The sequence below is a fragment of the Fusibacter sp. QWL-12 genome (assembly GCF_058683495.1).
Genome location: NZ_CM178745.1, coordinates 1,137,839 through 1,159,202 on the forward strand (window position 1 = coordinate 1,137,839; position 21,364 = coordinate 1,159,202).

Annotated in this window: 16 protein-coding genes and 6 tRNA genes; 3 read left to right on the top strand and 19 right to left on the bottom strand. The window is 39.0% G+C overall.

Annotated elements, in window-relative coordinates:
* Nucleotides 1-91: 91 nt before the first annotated feature.
* Together AC4PID_RS05910 and AC4PID_RS05915 are read right to left on the bottom strand one after the other, a co-directional pair.
* Entirely contained in the window at nt 92-2,317 is a 2,226-nt protein-coding gene (locus tag AC4PID_RS05910; RefSeq protein ID WP_492134644.1) for a methyl-accepting chemotaxis protein, read from the bottom strand.
* A gap of 293 nt (nt 2,318-2,610) precedes the next feature.
* A complete protein-coding gene (locus AC4PID_RS05915) occupies nt 2,611-4,521 on the bottom strand; it encodes a GAF and HD-GYP domain-containing protein (RefSeq protein WP_492134645.1) in 1,911 nt (636 codons plus the stop codon).
* Nucleotides 4,522-4,656: 135 nt separating this feature from the next.
* Between AC4PID_RS05915 and AC4PID_RS05920 the strand changes: the two genes are divergently transcribed.
* The 3 genes from AC4PID_RS05920 to AC4PID_RS05930 all read left to right on the top strand — a co-directional run bounded on the left by AC4PID_RS05920 (nt 4,657) and on the right by AC4PID_RS05930 (nt 6,826).
* Nucleotides 4,657-5,403 (top strand): SagB/ThcOx family dehydrogenase, encoded by a 747-nt coding sequence (locus tag AC4PID_RS05920; protein ID WP_492134646.1) that lies wholly within the window; start codon nt 4,657-4,659, stop codon nt 5,401-5,403.
* Nucleotides 5,404-5,429: 26 nt separating this feature from the next.
* Nucleotides 5,430-6,548, top strand: coding sequence for a M20/M25/M40 family metallo-hydrolase (locus AC4PID_RS05925; RefSeq protein ID WP_492134647.1), 1,119 nt, complete (start codon nt 5,430-5,432; stop codon nt 6,546-6,548).
* Between the two features lie 65 nt (nt 6,549-6,613).
* Entirely contained in the window at nt 6,614-6,826 is a 213-nt protein-coding gene (locus tag AC4PID_RS05930) for a hypothetical protein (protein WP_492134648.1), read from the top strand.
* A gap of 73 nt (nt 6,827-6,899) precedes the next feature.
* Here AC4PID_RS05930 and AC4PID_RS05935 read toward each other — a convergent pair.
* The 17 genes from AC4PID_RS05935 to AC4PID_RS06015 all read right to left on the bottom strand — a co-directional run bounded on the left by AC4PID_RS05935 (nt 6,900) and on the right by AC4PID_RS06015 (nt 21,364).
* Nucleotides 6,900-6,976: transfer RNA gene (locus tag AC4PID_RS05935), tRNA-Arg, on the bottom strand.
* 83 nt (nt 6,977-7,059) lie between these two features.
* Nucleotides 7,060-7,135, bottom strand: a tRNA-Lys gene (locus AC4PID_RS05940).
* Nucleotides 7,136-7,138: 3 nt separating this feature from the next.
* Nucleotides 7,139-7,213 (bottom strand) — tRNA-Gln (locus tag AC4PID_RS05945).
* Between the two features lie 5 nt (nt 7,214-7,218).
* Nucleotides 7,219-7,294 (bottom strand) — tRNA-His (locus tag AC4PID_RS05950).
* A 29-nt stretch (nt 7,295-7,323) separates the two neighbouring features.
* A tRNA-Arg gene (locus AC4PID_RS05955) sits at nt 7,324-7,400 on the bottom strand.
* A 3-nt stretch (nt 7,401-7,403) separates the two neighbouring features.
* A tRNA-Pro gene (locus tag AC4PID_RS05960) sits at nt 7,404-7,480 on the bottom strand.
* A 114-nt stretch (nt 7,481-7,594) separates the two neighbouring features.
* Nucleotides 7,595-8,092 (bottom strand): metallophosphoesterase family protein, encoded by a 498-nt coding sequence (locus AC4PID_RS05965; RefSeq protein WP_492134649.1) that lies wholly within the window; start codon nt 8,090-8,092, stop codon nt 7,595-7,597.
* Nucleotides 8,073-8,684, bottom strand: coding sequence for an XTP/dITP diphosphatase (locus tag AC4PID_RS05970; protein ID WP_492134650.1), 612 nt, complete (start codon nt 8,682-8,684; stop codon nt 8,073-8,075). Before AC4PID_RS05970 ends, AC4PID_RS05965 begins: the two co-directional genes overlap by 20 nt.
* A gap of 110 nt (nt 8,685-8,794) precedes the next feature.
* Nucleotides 8,795-9,511 carry a ribonuclease PH gene (gene rph, locus AC4PID_RS05975; RefSeq protein ID WP_492134651.1) on the bottom strand — a complete coding sequence of 239 codons (717 nt, stop codon included), beginning with the start codon at nt 9,509-9,511 and terminating at the stop codon, nt 8,795-8,797.
* Nucleotides 9,512-9,704: 193 nt separating this feature from the next.
* Complete coding sequence (locus AC4PID_RS05980) at nt 9,705-11,822, bottom strand: N-acetylmuramoyl-L-alanine amidase (protein WP_492134652.1); 2,118 nt, start codon at nt 11,820-11,822, stop codon at nt 9,705-9,707.
* Nucleotides 11,823-11,866: 44 nt separating this feature from the next.
* Nucleotides 11,867-12,871 carry an AIR synthase family protein gene (locus tag AC4PID_RS05985; RefSeq protein ID WP_492134653.1) on the bottom strand — a complete coding sequence of 335 codons (1,005 nt, stop codon included), beginning with the start codon at nt 12,869-12,871 and terminating at the stop codon, nt 11,867-11,869.
* Between the two features lie 13 nt (nt 12,872-12,884).
* A complete protein-coding gene (gene ligA / locus AC4PID_RS05990; protein ID WP_492134654.1) occupies nt 12,885-14,897 on the bottom strand; it encodes an NAD-dependent DNA ligase LigA in 2,013 nt (670 codons plus the stop codon).
* Between the two features lie 17 nt (nt 14,898-14,914).
* On the bottom strand, nt 14,915-17,113 hold the full coding sequence (pcrA, locus tag AC4PID_RS05995; protein ID WP_492134655.1) for a DNA helicase PcrA: 2,199 nt from the start codon (nt 17,111-17,113) through the stop codon (nt 14,915-14,917).
* A gap of 77 nt (nt 17,114-17,190) precedes the next feature.
* Nucleotides 17,191-17,640: a YaaR family protein gene (locus tag AC4PID_RS06000; protein ID WP_492134656.1), complete on the bottom strand. Its 450-nt coding sequence runs from the start codon at nt 17,638-17,640 to the stop codon at nt 17,191-17,193.
* 185 nt (nt 17,641-17,825) lie between these two features.
* Complete coding sequence (locus AC4PID_RS06005; RefSeq protein ID WP_492134657.1) at nt 17,826-18,077, bottom strand: hypothetical protein; 252 nt, start codon at nt 18,075-18,077, stop codon at nt 17,826-17,828.
* Nucleotides 18,074-20,374, bottom strand: coding sequence for a hypothetical protein (locus AC4PID_RS06010; protein WP_492134658.1), 2,301 nt, complete (start codon nt 20,372-20,374; stop codon nt 18,074-18,076). Before AC4PID_RS06010 ends, AC4PID_RS06005 begins: the two co-directional genes overlap by 4 nt.
* A 78-nt stretch (nt 20,375-20,452) precedes the next feature.
* Nucleotides 20,453-21,364: a DMT family transporter gene (locus tag AC4PID_RS06015; protein WP_492134659.1), complete on the bottom strand. Its 912-nt coding sequence runs from the start codon at nt 21,362-21,364 to the stop codon at nt 20,453-20,455.

Sequence of the window (21,364 nt, forward strand, 5' to 3'; positions counted from 1 at the left end):
TTTTAAAGTTGATCATCCCCAAACGCTATGAATGGCTACTTTCGGAGAACAATTAAAAAACCCTTCAAACTTAAGTTTGAAGGGTTTCACTTTATACTTTAAATCGATTTGTCTCCGTTTCTAGAATTGTCGCCATATTCTTAAGTTCTGAAATACTCGCTGCAATTTCTTCAAATGTTGCAACTTGATTCTCTATACTTGCGCCAATTCGTTCTGATGAAGACACATTGTCTTGCATAATATTAGAAAGTTCATCCACTGCTCTTGCCATTTCTTCAGAAATTTGTGATTGTTGGCCGGCACCTCGACTGATATTTGAAAGCTTTTGATCAATTGCTTCTATCAATTTTAATATCTGATTGAAGCTTTGGTTGGTTTCATGTACTTCAGAAACACTCTTCTCAACCAATTGCTTTTCAAGTTGCATGGTTTCACCAGCGCCATGAATGTCTTTAGAAATTTGTGTAATAATATCATTGATTTTAAATGCAGAGCCTTTGCTTTGTTCTGCAAGCTTTCTCACTTCCTCTGCTACTACCGAGAAGCCTCTTCCATGCTCGCCTGCTCTTGCTGCTTCGATTGAAGCATTGAGTGCCAACAATGAAGTCTGTTCTGCAATGGCGTTGATAATATTGACAATTTCAACAATCTCATTTGAGGAATGTCTCAAGGTTGTAATGACGTCCGCCATTGATTCTGATGATGCCTTAACCTTCTCGATGCTGTTTACAACGCCGCTCAATTTTTCCACACCATTCTTAGACGCTTCAAGTACGTTCTCAGAATCTACAACGACTGCTTCAGCTTCTCTTGAAATCATTTGAGCACTACTAGAAAGTTCTTGAATGCTTGCGGTTGTCTCTTGAACCACACTTGCATTATTTTGTAAGCCATCAATCATTGACCTTACTTCAAGATTAATTTGCTCAATGCTCTCATTTGCTTGATCAATCGCATCGTGAATCTCATCAGTATATCCAGTTAAAGTGGTTGCACTGTCCTTTACCTTAATTACAACTGCTTGTATTTTAGAGACAAACTTATTGAACAGGGTCGCCATCGTACCCATCTCTTCTTTTGTATTAATATTCAAGGTCTTTGTTAAATCGCCTTCACCCTCAGAGATATCTTCAAGCATAAGATTGACATTTTTAACTGGTTTAGAGATGACAGTCGCTAATACAAATGCAAATGCAATGGCTGCTCCAGTTACCACTAAAACTAATAGAATCAATTTTCCAATTAAGCTTTTTAAGCTTGATTCAAGCTCTGTTTTAATGGTTTCAGTTATTTGAGTCACGAGCTCATTTGTACGATCGCTAGATGCGGTTAACTCTGCAAATAATCCTTCTTCAGGATTACGTCCAATGGTATCGTCTAAAGCAACCAAGTTAGCGAATGCATTTACATACCCCTCAGAGATGGTATTGTATTCACTCTTATAACTGTCTGTAAATGAGCCTAACATAACCTGAGTGTTCGGATAATTCAATTGATCCTTAATTTGATCTAGAAAACGTTTTTCCTGTGTATAAAGATAATTTACATGTGCACTATCAAGATTGGCTATGGCTTTATCGAGATTGCTATCCTGAGGCATTGCCGCTAACTTTGCCTTAAGTTGTTTTTTCATCGTATCAATTTCACCTACGACGCCATAGCGATCGAAACCACGCTTTTGAATATTTTCATGCATCTGATCAAAAATTGTATTATAGTTATTGATTTCCATTTTAAGCTGATCGATGCTGTCCTTTAAAACGGGCTCATTTTTTACAAGATCAGTGTCTTGAAGCTCGTTGACATCCTTTAACGCACTTTGATAAGAGTTTGCAAATTCAAGCGTTCTCTCGGTTTGTGCCAACTGTCCTTCTTCAAGCTTTGAGGCTTCTTTAAAATAATCTTCATTTGTTCGATCAATCATTAGGAAGTCTCTTTGAGTAGCGTTCATATGCTGAACGGTTGTGCTAAGCTGTGATTGAAGCTGAATTACAGGAATGTATTCATACGCAATAAGACCAATAAAATTATAAGATGATACCGTAACGTAAATTAACGCAATAATGATTACTAAGAATCCTGCGATAATTTTATTTCGTATTGACCAATCCTTAAACCTCAATCTAATCTTCGAGTCCACACTTCTCGATGATTTGCTCTTTTGTTTTACTTTTTTCGGCTTATCGCCTTTCATTTTCTTTGTAGCTTTTTTCTCTTTAACTTTTTTCTCTTTTACTTTCTTAACTTTTTCAGGCTTAACCTTTTCAGGTTTTTCAGCCTTGACAAGTTCGTCTTTCCCCCGTTTCATTCGTAGCATTCAGCCCCTCCTTCGAAGTGATCCTTGGTCTTTTCTTATTATACAGATTTATCTGACTTTTTTCTACATTACGGCGCAATTTACCTCAATATATTTTTTTTTGGATATTGAATTTCCAATACTTTGAAACATAAAAATTTTTCGATATATCTTAAAATTTGTTAATATTTGTGAACGAATATATAAAATAAAAATCTTCGGACATCGAGTCCTCAGATTTTACCACAAGCAAGATTGTGGCTAAATAAAAAAACGTCACTTCATTTTATATAAAGTGACGTAACTTTGAATGATTATACATTTTCTTGATAAACTAGCCAAACCTTATCCTGATGCTTAAGAAAAATATCTACCAAAATAGGATCTAAATGTGTTCCAGCAGATGCTCTAATCATTTCAAGTGATCTTTCAAAACTGAAAGGCTCCTTGTAGTGGCGTTTGGAGGTCAAAGCGTCAAATACATCCGCAATTGCAACAATTCTAGCTGCAAGCGGTATTTCTAACTTCTCTAATCCTTCTGGATAACCAGTCCCATCCCATCTTTCATGATGATAACGTGCAATATCTTCTGCAAATCGATAGAACTCCGCATCAAAGACTTGAAGTCCTTCTCGTAGTGATTTAAATATATCAGCGCCGATAGCAGCATGTGTTTTCATAATTTCCCACTCATCAGGGTCTAACTTTCCAGGCTTTTTCAAAATTTCATCTGGTATACCAACTTTACCGATGTCATGAGCAGATGCATTTCTCTCAACTTCTAGGACAAACTTTCTGTTAACGTCATAATTCTCAATTTTTGAGACTCGAAGCCCTTCAGCGATAATTACTGAATATCGAACCATCCTCTGAAGATGATCCCCCGTTTCATTGTCCTTCTTATCCACAAGTTCAGAAAAGCTATTCGTGATCCTTGATAGAACTACTTTCGTAAAATAGGCTCTATTCAACATACCGCTGATTTCATAAATCAACTTTTCAGCAAGTCTTAGATGTTCTTGATTGAAATGGTGTTTTTCAGTTGATGAAAAAAATACCATTCCAAAAACAGCCTCGCCCATAATTAACGGTACAACTAGATTGGATTGTACGCCTTCTTCCATGAGGAGCTTTAGCGATGCACTATTGGGTCTTTTAACCAACTCTTCTTCCAAATCTTCAGTGATAAATGACATTTTTGAATAGAGAATCTTGGTTAATGTCGTCTTTCCAAAATTCACTTCAAATCCTGGACCAAGCTTAATACCATCATAATTAGCAAAACCAAACTCGGCGATAAACTTTTTGCGGCTGTAATCTACAAAGGCAATTCCAACGCGATCGATATTAAGACGAGATGAAACCGTTTTAAACAATTTTTCAATTACATCATCGATATGATAAGTCTCAAGGATAATTTCTTTAACATCCTTCGCAAACTGTTCTTCTTCATATATAACTTTGATTTTTTCGTAGATGTCTCTTTCTTCTGTAAAAATAGCACGCGTTTTTGGCAAATGATTAAAATCATAATTTTTTTGCTCCATTTGCTCAAAGCTTTTAATAATAAATTGTTGATCGTAAATAACGTATTTATAAACCCCTAAACTAAATAGAATTAAAAATAATATCAGTAGAACGAGGATGCCATTGATTAAAATCGTTAAATCATTAACAACATTATCGTTGAATGCTTTATTTAATAACTCAAGCTCTCCAATGGTTTGTACAATGCGTTCATCATAATTTTTTATAATGTCAAAAGGTGTATTGTCAATTTTACTCCCGCGAATAAGCTCATTTATTCTAGACGCACTTAATGAGAGCTCATCCAGCTTATCGTCCATTTCATTTAACAATTCTTTATGTCTTGATAAGCTAAGCTTGTTGACCGAAAACAAATCCATCTGTATCAGCTTGAGCTCAGACTGCATTTCTTTAGTGGCATTCATCATAAGCTTTTGATTTTTGTCATAGGCTTCGAGTAGTTTGATATTTGACTGATTGGAAGCATCATTTGCCACTTGAGTTAAAACATTATCGATAACACGCATTGGCAAATCCAATGCAATAATGTTCTCTTTAACATTTTGAATCCTTTGGTTACTCGTATTTAAGTAAGACTTCGTGGTGGGTACAAACCAAAAGTTAATTATAAATGTCAATACAATGAATACAATGATACCAATTATAACTTTTCGAATCGTGTTTTTGAGGCTAATCATATTCCCTCTTAAATAAATGACTTGTGAAGGTATTTTATCAAAAATTGTTATCAATTAATAGGCATATTGTGAAAAAATTTAGTATACTAAGGATATCATGTCACTATTAACACTCACCTGAGAAGGAGGAAATACATGAGTCGCATAAACGAGCAGAGACAATTTCTCAAATCCAATTTCAATAGTTCTAAAACGCCAACGACTTCAGATCAAGTTAAAGGCATCAAAGCACCACCACTTCAGTCTTCACCAAAAGAAGGTAATCTTATCATCGATTTACCTAGAGTAAAAGATCATACTCCTTATGAACTCGACGTCTATAAATTATTGATGGAACGCCGTTCTCTAAGAAAATATAGCACTGCCTCAATGCAAATCGAGGAATTGAGTTTTATCCTTGAAACCTCATGCATCATCCAAAAGATCTTAGGCGATAATATTGCAAGCTTTAGACCCGCACCCTCTGGAGGTGCACGTCATCCATTTGAAACTTTTCTTTCCATCCAACGCGTTGAAGGTATCCCGGAAGGCTACTATCGATATTTACCACTTACACACCAGCTAGAACAGCTCTGTGATGCACTGAATACAAATACTATTGTCGCATCGGTAAACGGTCAAAGTTTCGCTGGCGAGGCAAATGTCGTCTTTTATCTTGCAGTCGTACCTTATCGTGCTGAATGGCGTTATGTTGAAAAGTCACATAAAGTGATTTTACTAGACCTTGGACATGTTGCACAAAACATCTGTTTATCTGCTGAAATAGTAGGTGCTGGTGCATGCCCCATCGCGTCTTATGATCAAGACATCGCTGATGGATTATTCGAACTAGACGGCGAGGATATTTATATCAGCTATATTCTACCGGTTGGTAAGAAATAAAATAATTTGCATTATGAGGAGGTAACATGTTAAACGAGCAACGATTGGTCGATCATTTCATCAAGTACGTTAAAATATCAAGTCCAACCAAACACGAAGGTGCATTTGCACGACAATTAGCTGACGAGTTACAAGAGTTGGGCTTTGAAGTGAGCATAGATGATGCAGGTGAAAAAGTCGGCAGTGATACAGGCAATCTCATCGCAAAGAAAAAAGGAACTACTAAGGGCAAGACCATTTTATTCAGTTGTCACATGGATACCGTTAGTCCGAGTGTTGACGTGAAGCCAATTATTAAAGATGGTGTTATCTATAGCGATGGTACTACTGTCTTAGGAGGCGATGATAAAGCTGGGATTGCTGCGGTTATGGAATCTCTAAGAACCCTAAAAGAGCACAACCTACCTCATGCTGATATTGAAATTATATTCAGCATTTTTGAAGAAGGTGGTCTGCACGGTGCCAAAAATGTTGATATCTCACAAATCGATGCTGAGGAAATCTATGTGCTCGACAGTAGTGGACTACCAGGTCAAATCGTCATACAAGGTCCAGCACAAGACAAATTAGAATTTACCGTTCACGGCAAACCTGCTCATGCTGGTGTCGCACCAGAAGAGGGCATCAGTGCAATCATGGTTGCAAGTGAAGCCACCAGTCAGATGAAGCTCCTTAGGATCGATGCTGAAACAACTGCAAATATCGGTAAATTTGAAGCTGGCTCAGTGACAAACATCGTTACGCCTGAAGCATATGTCCTCGCTGAAGCGAGAAGTTTAGATAACGAAAAGTTAAACCGTCAATCACAACACATGGTTGATTGCTTCAACTCAGCAGCCGCGAAATACGGTGCGACAGTTGATGCAATAGTAACAAATATGTATGGTGCTTTCAAAGTCGATCCTGAATCAGATATCGTAAGAAAAGTAATCAAAGCATACACTGCCTTAGGGATTCAAGCATCAACCATGTCTACCGGAGGCGGCAGTGATACAAACATCTATAATTCTAAAGGTCTGACTGCAGTTAACTTGGGAATCGGCGAACGTAAAGCTCACACACTCGAAGAACATCTATACATCAGCGATCTAATCACAGTAACCAAAGTTGTTTTAGAACTGATATCTCTTAGTATTGCACTATAATAATTAACTTGCTTTCAATCATCACTCTTTTTTGATACAATTCAACATAGAAAGGAGTGTCTCCTATGAAAGCAATTCTTTATTTTCAAAACGGAAAAAGTGAGATTATTGAGAACTTGACTCACATCAATAAAATCAGCACATCTAACTCCAATGTCACCAAGATTTCAGATTTTGATAGTTTTGTCGTTTACCATCAACCTTATGTCTTTGTTGGAAGCAATCGAAAAGTCACCGTAAATGGCGCTGATATTCATTACGTTTCATTTGAAGGCTAATTGTAAGATGTAATTTTCACAATGATATAGATAAAAAAAGTACCAATATCCTAAAGATATTGGTACTTTTTTTTGGTGCACCCTGCGGGACTCGAACCCACAACCAACGAATTCGAAGTCCGCTACTCTATCCGGTTGAGCTAAGGATGCAAAGTTAAATCTATTAAGCTAATTATAATGTAATAACAAACAAAAAGCCACCCCGATTCGCAATCAAAGTGACTTTTCTAAAATGGTGATCCATCCGCGACTCGAACGCGGGACACCCTGATTAAAAGTCAGGTGCTCTACCGACTGAGCTAATGGATCATATGGCTGGGGATACAGGATTTGAACCTGTGAATGACGGAGTCAAAGTCCGTTGCCTTACCGCTTGGCGAATCCCCAATAAATGGGGCGGCTGATGGGAATCGAACCCACGTATGAAGGAGTCACAGTCCTTTGTCTTAACCGCTTGACGACAGCCGCCATGTATCAGAAAACTATAAAATTGTAAATGGCGCGTCCGTAGGGACTCGAACCCCAAACCCCCGCCTTAGAAGGGCGGTGCTCTATCCAGTTGAGCTACGGACGCTCATGGTCGGGGTGGCAGGATTTGAACCCGCGGCCCTCTGGTCCCAAACCAGATGCGCTACCAAACTGCGCTACACCCCGTCGTTAACTGACGAATTTTATTATACATGAATTGATATAGTGCGTCAACCACTTTTTAAAAGAAATTATTTACCCAAACTTTACAGTTTATTCATAGAAAACGCAGTAGTCAGACTAGTCAGAAGATTGCGATTGCAACAATGGTACCAAAGTCGTAAAAATGCCTCTTTGAGATATACTCACCAGACCAATCGAAGGATAGCCACCTCTTCTCGGTTCTGACGCACTTCCTGGATTAAATAGCATGACACCATCTTCAAACGCCTGTGTTGCAACATGTGTATGCCCAAAACAAATCATATCTAGGCCATTTTCAAGTGCATGAAGATGCAATCGAAGTAATGAATATTTAACGCCATATAGATGACCATGGGTAATCATGATTTTTTTGCCTTCTATTTCAATAATTTTATCTTCACTCACATTGGCATATGGATCGCAATTGCCTTTAATCGCAATAACCTCCCTGCCTGTCGCACTGGCGATTGCCAGTGCATCCTTATAATGATCTCCTAGATGAAAGACTTTATCAAACAGGCTCTCATTTTGAAGCATATAGCGTACGACAGGTTCAATTCGACCGTGAGTGTCACTAACAACCAGTACGTTCATAATAACGCTTGATTTCCTCTCTCATGACTTTAAGTGCATTGCCTCGATGACTGAGTGCATTTTTCTCAGTTTCAGTCAGCTCTGCAAAAGTTTTTCCTAATTCAGGTACAATAAAGAGCGGATCATAACCAAATCCGTTTTCACCCTTAGCTGTAAAGCCTATTTTACCTTCAACCGTACCTCTAGCCACTAACGTATCTCCATTTTCAAACACGAGCGTTAGAACGGTTACGAAACGTGCTGTACGTTCTTCGTCACTGGCATCTTTTAATGCATTTAAAAGCTTTTCATTATTTTTTGAATCCGACTTAGGTTCACCAGCATATCTCGCTGAATAGACACCTGGAGCGCCATCTATATAATCAACCTCAAGTCCAGAATCGTCTGCAAGTGCTGCTACTTTCAAACGATTGTGTACTGCCATTGCCTTTATCATTGAATTTTCTTCAAAGGTTATTCCTGATTCATCGATATCATCGTCACCATAACCAGCCGCTTTCATCGTTACCAGTTCAAACTCAAAATCCTTTAAAATACTTTGAATTTCTTGCAATTTATGTTGATTGGCTGATGCCAAAACAAGTTTTTTCATAACACACTGTCCTATCCTTTTGTTTATTTGTATCAATTTTCTAGCGATATGCCTAACCAAACTATACTCAGTCATATTCAGTTAAGCTCACTTAAACTTCCTTATACCCATTATTTTGATAAAGCTTCATTTTGTATTTCTGTTAATTTGATAATGCCTTGTTCTCCTATAGACATAAGCGCGTCTAGCTGTTTACGGTTAAATGGTTTTTCTTCCCCTGTCCCTTGAACCTCGATAAACTCACCTGCGCCCGTCATCACAAGGTTCATATCCACATGTGCATTCGAATCCTCTTCATAACAAAGATCCAAAATGACTTGATCCGACACAATACCTACACTAACAGCAGCTACAGAGTCTGTAATTGGCGATTCTGCCAATAACCCCTTGTCGATTAATTGTCTGACTGCATCTGTAAGAGCAACATATGCACCAGTAATTGATGCAGTTCTAGTGCCACCATCTGCTTGAATCACATCGCAGTCAATCCAAATGGTTCTCTCACCTAATTTGCTTAGATCTACTATCGCGCGTAGTGAACGTCCAATTAACCTTTGGATTTCTTGGCTTCTACCATCTATACCCTTAGTATTTCTTTGCTTTCTTTGTCCTGTCGACCCTGGTAACATACCGTACTCAGCTGTCACCCATCCACTTCCTGTCCCCTTTAAAAACGGAGGTACCTTTTCCTCAATCGTCGCCGTACAAATGACTTTTGTTTGACCCATTTCGATTAAACACGATCCTGCTGGATGAACGATATAATCTCTTGTAATTTTCACAGGTCTAAGTGCATCGTTTGCTCTACCATCTATTCTATTCGCCATTTTCTTCCTCCATAAAGTCTAATCATATATTTTAATTGAAAAATCAATCAATCCACCTTACAACTTCCTATTATAACATACTCTTGACTAAAATCTTCTAACATCTAGTCATCAGATTTTACAACAAGCGAGATTGTGGCTTAATAAAAAAACCGCCCAACCGTATCATCAGCTGGGCGGAAATAGATGCCTATTATTTTAAGAAGTTGACAATCCCTCTTGCCATAGCTTCAGCCGCTTTTTTCAAGTAGCTTTCACTCATCAGCTTATCTTGTTCTGCTGCATTGGTGATGAAACCAAGCTCTGCTAAAACAGAGGTCATTTTAGACTCTTTTAGTACGACCAATCTAGGTAAATAGCCAATACCTCTATCCACTGCACCAAGAGACTTAACCAGCTCAGTTTGCATTGCACTTGCAAGTCCTTTATCACTGCTCATAGACTCTTCACCATAGAGAACTTCCACACCTGATGCAGTTCCATTTGTAAATGCATTGATATGGATGCTGACAAACAAATCAGCGTCAAGCTCATTGGCAATAGCAGGGCGGTCATAAAGGCCAACATACTCATCTACCGCTCGAATCATGTAGGTCTTAAACCCTTGCTTTTGAAGTTCGCTTTCAAGCAATTTTGCCGCTCTTAGCGTCAAATCCTTCTCCTGTGCTTTCGATCCTACTGCACCAGGATCTTTACCACCGTGACCAGCGTCGATAACGATTAATGTTCCTTTATTTTCAGAGTTTTGAATCACTGTATTTGTGAAAGTCAAAGAGATTGACCCAGTCGTATTTAGCCTTGAATAAGTGGTATTCTCAGCAAGTACAACTTCGATATGATAATTAGCGCCTACCTCAGAGACCACAAACTTATCGACAATGTGGTCATTGATCGCTTGATCAAAGCTTCCTAAATCCGTTTTATCCTTAGGTACGTCGATGGCAATCGTCCTAGTCGCTGAATTATAATCTAGTGCGTAATCCGACTTACTAAACAGCTCTATGGTCATTAACCCTTTTTCACTCGATTGTTTTACATAGTTAAAATTATTAATTGGTTGATTGGTAATATAGACTAGAAGCTCATCCCCACTAGACTCAACATAGAAATCATCATAGGTCATCTTTTCAGAGGTCTCTATCGTAACCCTGGTAACTTCCATTTCTGGAGAATACATATCGTCTTTACTCGTATCCAATTGACGGTATGAAATCGCTTCGATTTTACCTTGATTCACTGGTAGCACTTGATAAGCGCCATCGTTGATTTTAAGATAACTGTTAATAACATCTACAATAACTTGATTCCCATTTACATCAACGTTATAATACGGCGCTTCACGCGTCCCAATTACCACCGTATCCGTACTATAGATGTTCTCAACGCCAACTTCGCTGACCGTATTGATTAATTGAACAACCATTTCCTTGTTGGCTGCATCGTAACTAATTTCCGTTCCACGACGTTCGTTTTGATAGATTGTAACCCTAGTATTGTAAGGATTGTCGCTATTTTGAGTAATCTCAAGCTTATCGACACCAAAGATATCATCTGAAATATTATACGTCCAAACACCATTCTTAATGGTTGCACCACTTGGTGGCGTCAACTTTGTATTTTGAAGATCGATAATCGTTTTATCTTGCCCGCCAACATCTGTGCCGTTGATTACAAAAGTCGTTGCATCAACCTCACCGGTCACTTTAAAACGAATCTCAGGATAGGTTTTATAAACGTCCATTGTAAGATTCGTCATCGTCTGAGCCATTTTATTGATCGCAACCGTACGCGTCTCACCGATCCAAGACGCACTCAGTCCGAGAACATCACTGATAAACTTCAGTGGTACATAGGTTCTGTCAACAAACTCTCCCGTAATGCTTTTATAGGTCATAATTCTTGGAGCGACACTATCTGGTAAAAGCGTTTTCTTCCCGTCGATCGTCGCATAGGGGTTATTAATTTGCATCACAACAGATTTGCCACCATAAGAAAATGAAATTTCCTTAGTCGATCCGTTCCACTGATATTTGACACCCAACTCAATTAAAATGGCAGAAACCGGTACAATTGTTCTACCATTGACGATTATCCCCGGCGCATCAGAAAATATATCGATACCACCGATCATAACGTTAACCGGTTCATATTTATTAAAGATCCCTAGACCACTTTCGCTAAGTTCAACGTAATCATACTCAGAATACTTATTTGCAAATGATGGCTGCATCTGAATTAGCATCGCCATGCACACAATTAAAGAGAGCAATTGTTTGACATGTAAGCGTTTAAAATTATTGATTTTTACCATAATCTCTCCTTTACGTTCAATACTTCTATCCTATCATTCATATATTACTTGATCACTTTATAGAGCTCATCAGCATCAGGCGATTCAATATAGTCAAAAATCTCCTCCACACTGGCATCACCCATTATCAGCTTTTTATCACGTTCTTCAGTGATTACACCAACTCTAGAATACTCAATGCGAAAATCGAGCAAAGCTTTTTCCAAGTCGCTTGCCAAAGCTTGAGGCATACAGATTACCATAGTACCACTGCTGATTAATTTTAAAGGATTGATGTTGTAATACTCGCAAAGCTTTTCAGTAACTGGATGAACTGCTATTTTATCTGCCTTAACCTTACACCCCTTACCACTCGCCTCGCATAGCTCGTGAATCGCACCTAAAATGCCACCTTCCGTAGCATCGTGCATCGCTGTAGCACCAATTCTAACGCCAATTTTACCTTCATTGATAACGTTAATTTGCTTGAACATATCCTTCGCTTCTTGAATTTCAGATTTGGATAACACGTCATAAAGTGCATCCTCAAGTTCACTAACGATAATCGCAGTTCCTTCAAGCCCTGCAGTTTTCGTCAAGTAGATATAATCGCCGACCTGTGCACCAGAGGTTTTGATTAGTCGTTCAACCGGTGTCTTACCTAAAGCAGTAGCTGATACAATGATTCGATTAACTGCATTTGTAATCTCAGTATGACCGCCTATGATCTCAACGTCATATTGATTGGCCGTTTCATTCGCCTCTCTTAATATCTGACCGATGGTTTCTTGAGTTGTCCCTTCTGGACAAAGTAACGTTAGCATGATGCCAACTGCTTCAGCACCACTAGATGCAATATCATTTAGACAGACATTTACTGCAAGCTGGCCAATATTTTTATCCGTTCCTGTAATTGGATCGGTCGTAAGGACGCATGCCAGATCACCAAAAGCGACCGCTGTACAATCTTCACCGACATTAGGTCGAATGAGTATATCATCTCGTACCGTATGAATCTCAGATAAAACGATTTCACCTAGTACTTCATTTTTTAATTTACCGACTTCCATCATTTGCTCCTTATTACGATTGACTTAACATTGCTTCAAATTCTGCTTCATCAATGATTGGAATACCAAGACTTCTCGCTTTATCGGCTTTTGATCCCGCATTTTCACCAACGACGACATAATCCGTTTTTGAAGAAACACTACCGGCAGCCTTACCGCCATTTTGCTCAATTAATGCTTTAATTTCATCTCGACTGTATTTGACTAAGGTCCCAGTGACAACCAAGGTTTTTCCACTGAAAGCACCTTCCACCTTCGAAGTGAGTTTCGAAGTCAAATTAACACCGAGCTCTCTTAAATCTTCAATTAATTTTTTACTGTCTGAACGATCAAAATACTGGATAATACTCAGTGCCATTTTATCTCCAATTTCATCGATCTGAGTCAAGGACTCTACGTCTGCTGACATTAGTTCATCCATTGAATTAAAATGCTTTGCGAGTGTCTTTGCCGCTTTTTCACCTATTAATGGGATGCCTAATCCTGATATCAACCTATAATAATCATTAGACTTACTATTTTCTATAGCCTCTAGCAGCTTATTAATCGATTTATCGCCAAATCCTTCTATGGTTTTTAAAGCGTCTTGTACATCCTTGAGGCGATAGATATCGGAAATTGACTCGATAAATCCCTTTTCTATAAAATTTTCAACAATGGCTTCGCCAAACCCATCAATATTCATCGCTGTTCTTGAAACGAAATGCATGAGAAGTCTTTGAAGCTTTGCAGGACAATTGTCATTGATACATCTTAGCGCTGCTTCTCCTGGTTGTCTGACCGTTGGTCCTTCACAAACCGGACACTGCTCAGGGAGGTGGAAAGGCTTTGTATGCTCTGGTCTTTCCTCAAGAACCACTCGTACAACCGCCGGGATAACATCCCCCGCCTTTTGAACCAAGACGGTATCTCCCACACGGATATCCTTTTCATCGATATAGTCCTGATTATGGAGGGTCGCTTTGGAAATTGTTGAGCCTGCTACAACTACTGGTTCAAACACAGCAAGCGGCGTTATCACACCCGTTCTACCCACTTGTACCTGAATGTCACGAATAATGGTCTTTGCTAGTTCAGCAGGGAACTTGTAAGCAATTGCACCTCGTGGACTTTTAGCTGTAAAACCCAGTTCATTCCGCATGCTTAAATCATTGACTTTAATTACCAAGCCATCAATTTCAAAGGGCAAATCATGCCTTTGAGCCACCATAGCTTCTGTATAATCGATCACATCTTGGATGTCATTAAATTTTTTAATCGGAGCCGTTCTAAAACCCAGCTGAGTGAGTTTTTCAAAAGCCTCAGTTTGAGAGCTGATGCCAAGTGATTCGACACCTGTAATAATATCGAAGATAAAGACGTCTAACTTTCTATTGGCAGCGATCTTAGAATCCAACTGTCTTAAAGAGCCTGCAGCTGCATTTCTTGGATTTGCAAATGCTTCTTTTCCTAAAAGCGCTTGTTGTTCATTTAGTTTTACGAATGATGACTTTGGTAAAAAAACCTCACCTCTAACCTCTAAATCAATGTCTGACTCTAGTGAAAGTGGCAGTGATTTAATGGTTCTAACATTTTCAGTAACCTCTTCACCCGTTGTGCCGTCGCCTCTTGTTGCACCTCTTACGAATTGACCCGCCTCATATAGACAAGCCACCGTCAAGCCATCAATTTTATATTCAACCGTGTACTCTGGCATTGCACCAAGATCTTTCTTTACTCTGCTATCAAACGCTATTAAATCTTCTGCATTATATGCATTATCTAGACTCAAAAGTGGTACTGTGTGTGTTACTTTATTAAAAATTTCTAACACCGCACCACCAACGCGCTTAGTCGGCGAGTTTGGGTCAGCTAACTCTGGAAATTCTTTTTCAAGCTGGATCAGTTCGTTCATCAGTGCATCGTACTCCGCATCGGTTATGCTTGGCTGATCAAGAACATAATACGCATGACTATGACGGTTAATCTGTCCCTTGAGTGCCATAATTCTCGATGCTGCTGATTCAACTGAATTGTATGTGCTCATAAATTCACCACCTTAACCTATAACTTCTTAATTGGTGCAATGGATGGATCTAATTTCTTAATGCCATGTGCATCAAAAACAATGGTCAGCACCTGACTAGAATTATCTACAGTGATAATCATACCCGCACCAAACACTTTATGCATCACCTTGTCACCAGGTGAAAATCCATCTGAATTCCCTGATTTTTCAGGTGCTGTGTAGGTTGATTGACCAGGGTTAAAATAGGGGTTGTGTTTTAAAGTCATGGATCCTGTCGGTGCTTCCTTGAGAATATTTCCTAGTGATTTTTCACCCATAGACTCAAGCAGCGCTTGATTCATTTCAGATAAAAAGACACTTGGCATTCTAGGTTCAAATCTACCATAGTGATTTCTATTTTTTGCATGAGTAATAAATAAAAGCGACTCTGCACGCGTAATGCCCACATAGCAAAGACGACGCTCTTCTTCAAGTTCAGTTTCATCATCCATCGCACGGAAAGATGGGAATAGGTTCTGTTCGAGACCCACTAAAAAAACAACTGGGAATTCAAGACCTTTTGACGCATGAAGTGTCATCAATAGAATACTTTGTTCCTCTTCCTCAATGCTATCTTGATCACTTCTTAGTGTTGTTTCTGCTAAGAAATCCCTTAATCCCGGAGAGTCCTGTCTCTTTTCAAACTCTTCAATAACTGTTTTTAACTCGTAAATATTGTCGATTCGACCATCGGCTTCATCGTTTCTTTCTCTTTCATAGCTTGCGATGATTTCTGACTGTTCAATTAATGCGTCAAAAATTTCGCCTGAAGTTGCAACATCAAGTCTGGCCGATAAGCCATTCACCATATTATAAAAATCTCGAATCGCAAGTGCCGTTTTACCGGTTATTCCAGGAACTTCATCTATATTAGCACACGCCTTTAAAAGGCTTAAGCCGTGCTCTGTCGCATAATCTTGCAACTTTTCAATCGTCTTGTCCCCGATACTTCTCTTAGGTTCATTGATAACACGTCTAAAACTGACATCATCAAAGGGGTTGACCATCAACTTAAAGTATGCCAAAACATCTTTGATTTCTTTTCTTTCGTAGAACTTTAACCCACCGACGACTTTGTATGGCAAGCCCTCGATATTGAGTGCGTCCTCTAGCGCTCTTGACTGTGCATTGGTACGATAAAGTATCGCAAAATCACTCTGATCAAAGTTGCCCTCGCGAACTTCTTTTCTTATCTGATTGACGATAAATCTCGCTTCATCCTTCTCATCATAAGCCTGATAATAACGTATTTTTTCTCCAGCATCCGCTTCTGTCCAAAGGGTTTTATCACGTCGACCTGGATTATGTTTAATCACACTATTTGCAAGATCCAATATATTTTGTGATGATCTATAATTCTGCTCTAATTTAATGATTTTTGCGCCTGGATAATCCTTCTCGAAATCTTGAATATTACGAATGTCTGCGCCGCGCCACTTATAGATCGACTGGTCACCATCGCCTACGACGAAAAGGTTTTTATGTTTGGCACTTAGCTGGCGTACCAATGTATACTGCGCTTTATTGGTATCTTGATACTCATCCACATGAATGTATCTGAACTTATTTTGATAATAAGCAAGTACTTCAGGGCATGATTTAAAAAGCTCAATCGTCTTTATTAAAAGATCATCAAAATCCAGCGCTTGATTGCTTTTCAGCTTTTCTTGATATAGCTTATAAAGCTTAATAAAATCCCTTTCACGTGGGTCCTTATGAAAGTTAATCTCATAGGCATCTGCAGACATCATATCGTTTTTACAGCCTGAAATCTTATATTGAAAGGATTGGATAGGTGTTTTCTTCTCATCTAATCCCAGCGCCTTAAAACAGTTCTTTAATAATGCCTTCTGATCGGTTGTGTCGTAGATAACGAAATCACTCGCATAGCCAATGTTATGGCCATCTCGTCTTAAAATCCGAACACACATAGAGTGAAAGGTTCCTACCCACATTTGATTGGTCACTGGTCCAACCAACTGTTCAATCCTGTGCTTCATCTCAGTAGCTGCTTTATTTGTAAAGGTAATCGCCATGATACTTGAAGGAAAAATATCATATGCCTCAATTAAATGAGCGATACGATGCGTTAGCACCCTTGTCTTTCCCGAGCCCGCCCCCGCAACGACTAGAATTGGACCATCTATTGATAAGACCGCATCCCTTTGTGCAGAATTAAGACCATTTAAATTCATGTATTCCTCCTAAAATGTTTATTTACTAATTACTGTAGATTTACTAATTAATGCCAATTTCCATAATGATGATTTATTTAGATCACGAGATTCACAAGTAAACCTTGTATTTCCCCCACTTTTTTTAAGACATTAATTTCCTTATGTTCTCTTTTGATGATGAGATTGGTTAATTCTAAGAGCTTTGCATCGATCTCAGAGACGGTTCTCATAACTTTAGTTCGACCGGTTCTTGAGAATCCTCTACGCTCCTTAATTTCTAGTCCCTTTAGAACCGTTTCTTCTATGAAGCCTTTGATTAAATCCTTGTAGGCATAAAGATTTTCAACGGTTCTATTTTCCACTAAGGCTTGCCCTTTACGGTCAATTTCATCTAAAGCTTTTTGAAGTTCTTCCTTTTGCTGATCATAATCTTTAAAAGCTAGAATCTCAGTGAAACTAATTTTGGGTTTTTCTTCTGTTTTAATCCCAGCGTTTGGCTTAACGGTACTTGTTTTTCCTGATTTGGTAGATTTCTCAACTTTCATAGAAGTTCCTCTCTTTAGATCCTGTGATACATACGGACATGCTCTACTTTATACGCTTCTAACAACTACGACATTTTAACATCAATATTCAATCCCCATGATATTACTTTGACGTAGTTTTACCACAAACGAGATGTTGTGATATAAAAAAAAGATTTGAGCCTAGACTCAAATCTTATTATACCTTATTTTTGATGGTTCTTGTATGGTAAATTACGCCCTAAAGACTCCGCAGAGCGTTCAATTGCCTCATTAATTTGCCCAATCAATGCGTACAATTGAGGCGGTATCACATCTCTCAAGTCAGACTTCACCATATGTTTCGTTTGTGTGACATTTTCATTAAGAGGGATCTGGTTTTCTTTTGCTTCAGCAATCAGTTTCTCAGTAAAGCTTTCAAAATCATCCTCTATCTCATAGGTCTCATAAGGTTTCATATCTTAAAATCAAACCCCTTTCCTTCATCCGACTTTTTAACCACTCTTCCTCTATCCTCTATTGTTCCTGATAGGTGAACCATTTCAGAGGTTTTAAGCGGTTGATCTTGTTTTGACGCATCACTTGTATCAAAGGTTAAGCTACCGATATTGAAACCGAGTTCAGACAAGGTACTCATAACACCGCTCAGTTCTGATTCAAGAACCTCACGATGCTCTGTGGTCACAGCGACATCTAACTGTCCTTGTGTAATTTTTACTCTTATTCCAGTAGTACCAAGTGTGTTGAGTTTCATACCAAAATAGATTTCAGTATTCTGCCAATCGATTTTCGCGTTTTTACTTGCGCCTTTCATGAAAATCTTCACATTGCCTAAATCTTCGCCATCCATAATCGGTACGTTGAAAAAGTAAAAAGGCTGTTTCCCACTTTGCGAATCATTCATCATTTGTTGTCCGTTGAGATTCATTAAGTTTTGCTCGGTGGCAGTCACAGTTCGTTCTTGTTTGTCTTCGTTCATCATCTTGAGAAGTATCTCTTTAACGTTGGTATTGCTTCGTTCCTTTAGAGCTTCAAAATCCAGTTTTTCAACCGCATCGGCGACTTCAACTTCATGATTTAACCCTAAATAGCGCAAAGTTTCCACCACGTCTCTTGAAAGCTTATTGCCATTGTTGTTTTGTAGCGATTGTCTTATAGCTTGCTCTAAAGTGCTTTGCTTAGCATTTTCTACTTTCTCACCTTCGCCCAAGGCGTCGAGGATTGCCTCGCCTTTACTAGAAACAAACACCTGTATCCTTCTTTGGCTCGGTTGAAATTCTATACTTTTAAGGAGTTTAATCCCCTCATTTACGACATTTTGGGCTTCCTTGAGCTTGCCCTGCTGAAGCAATCCAGCCGCTTTTTCAAGTTCGCTGGACAAAGCAATCAATTTCTTCTCAGTAAACATATCCACCATAAGTGTAACATCACTTTTCAGGATAAATTTATTGAGCTTATCTATGGCTGTGCCAATTTGAGTACTTAGCTTACCGGAATCGGGTTCCAATAATGCTGTCATCTCTGTTTTCATTTGATCAAACGACTGTTTTGCCCTAATGGTCGCTTCTGTTGTCTGTTCCACCAAATACGTTTTAAAGTCAAACGAGGACTGTATACTTTCAAAGACTTCAGCCATTTGGCCGATGACCGTACCAATTGCAGCCTCTATTAGCGCCTCAATATCACCCGTGTTCTCAGCAACTGAAGAAAGCGGATCTACACCTTCTAACACTTCCGAATCAGATGGTTCACTGTCATGTATTCGATCCGTTTCGGAACCTTCGCTTAACCTTGCGCCGCTAGCACTCGCCTGTCTTCCCATAGACGCTTGACTTAAATCGAGTTTATCTTGATGCTCATTTTCACTCGTCTGGTCCCAAAACACTTTGGTATTTGACGCAGAACCAACAGTCGCTTCACCCTTTGCGGTATTAGCATCCGCATCGCTAAGTTCATATTCAAGTGTGTCCTCTGTTTTGATAATGCCTATTTGGTCCTTGGATAAACCAGCTGACGCATCATTGACTGCGACATTATTTGTCATAACTTTTTCAAGCTGTTTTTCGATTAAGGCAATCAGCTTAGCGCTTAAATCAGTTCCATGGCTAAGCTTAGAAAGGATCTCTTCCTTTGAAAGACTTTCGAAAGCCTTCTTTAATGCAGAAAGCACTTCAATCGTGCTTTTTAAGTCAGTTACAGATGATGAAATTAGCTTAGATGCGCTATTTGCATCCGAGCCTGACTGTGAAAGGAACATTTTAGCCAGTAATTTAACTGCATCTTTAAGGGACACGCCCTCTTTGACCAGCTGCTTTAAGGTTTCCGTCAGGTTTTTAGGAAGCTCTAACCGATCGATCAAATCAAGTGTTTCAGCTTTAGTTAATGGGGTCTCAGCTGTTGGCATCTCAGTCAGTGAAGCCACCACCTCTTGATCGTGATCAAGCGCTTGTGAAATAGCCTGTAGATTCTCTTCACTTGGCGAAATGCCTTTGTAAAGCGCAATATCGATAGACATCAATTGGTTGTCTTTTGATGCACTGCTGTTCTTCAAAAAAGACTGAATGCCCTTAACCTCGTCTGAGGTAGGGCTCATCTGGTATTTATCATATAGAGAAGCTACCGAACTCGGTAGCTCTTTTTTATAATCCTGAAGCAGGGTTTCACTAACTGATTTTTCACCTTGTGCCCCTGTTGTCGTTTGCGTTGTCGCTTTTGCTGCCGATTGAATGTTTTGTAAAAATGCACTGATTTTCATCTGTTCACCTCTGAAATGACTTTGGTAATCAAGGATGCATCCCATAGTCTCTTTACAAACATATCGGCAAAATACCACTTAACCCTTAGCGGTTAATTCACTTTTTAAAGCTTGTTGCTTATCGTATAGCGTTGTTACTGTCACGGAAAGCATGACAAATGCACCGCCTATGAGTTGCTTGAAGGTCACTGCTTGCCCCATGTAGAAGTAGCTAAAAACAATCGTTACTATAGGTAAAAAGTTGATAAAGATCGACGATTCTGTCACACCCAATAGATCCATTGCTTTGGCATAGTAATAAAAACCAAGAACTGAAGCGAAAACGCTTAAAAACACAAGATGGATTACCGCTTCAACATTGATTTCAGACCAAAGGTTGTGTTCAAAAGGCACTGCCAATAAGAAAAATGGCAAGCTATATAAAAACTGATAATACACGATGGTTAAATAGCTGTACTTTGCAAATAACGGTTTAGATGCCATAGAGTAAATCACCCATGATATAACCGCACCGATCATCATCAAATAACCGAAAGATTCTTCAATTTTAAAGAATTCATTCCACCTTAAATCGACGATGAGGAGCACGCCTATGATCGAAGCCAATATGGCCAAAGCGTCTACCCATTTTACCACACGTTTGTAGATAATCGCTTCAAAAATCAGTGTAAACATCGGGATTGCCGCTATGATTAATGCAGATGGCGATGCGGAAATATACTTTATTCCGGTGTTTTCAAAAAAGAAGTAAATGGCAATACCCACTCCACCTGCAATCACAAATAAAAAGTGATCCTTTTTATCAATTTTAAGCGGTGTTTTCGTCGCACGCATTACGCCGTATAGAATTGCAGTTGAAATGACAAATCGAATCGCGCCAATCGTCATCGCACCTAAATAATCTAATAAAAATTCCGTACTCACAAAAGAGATTCCCCATGCGATTACAGGAATCATTACACTCAATAAACCTTTTGTCTTGCGATTCAT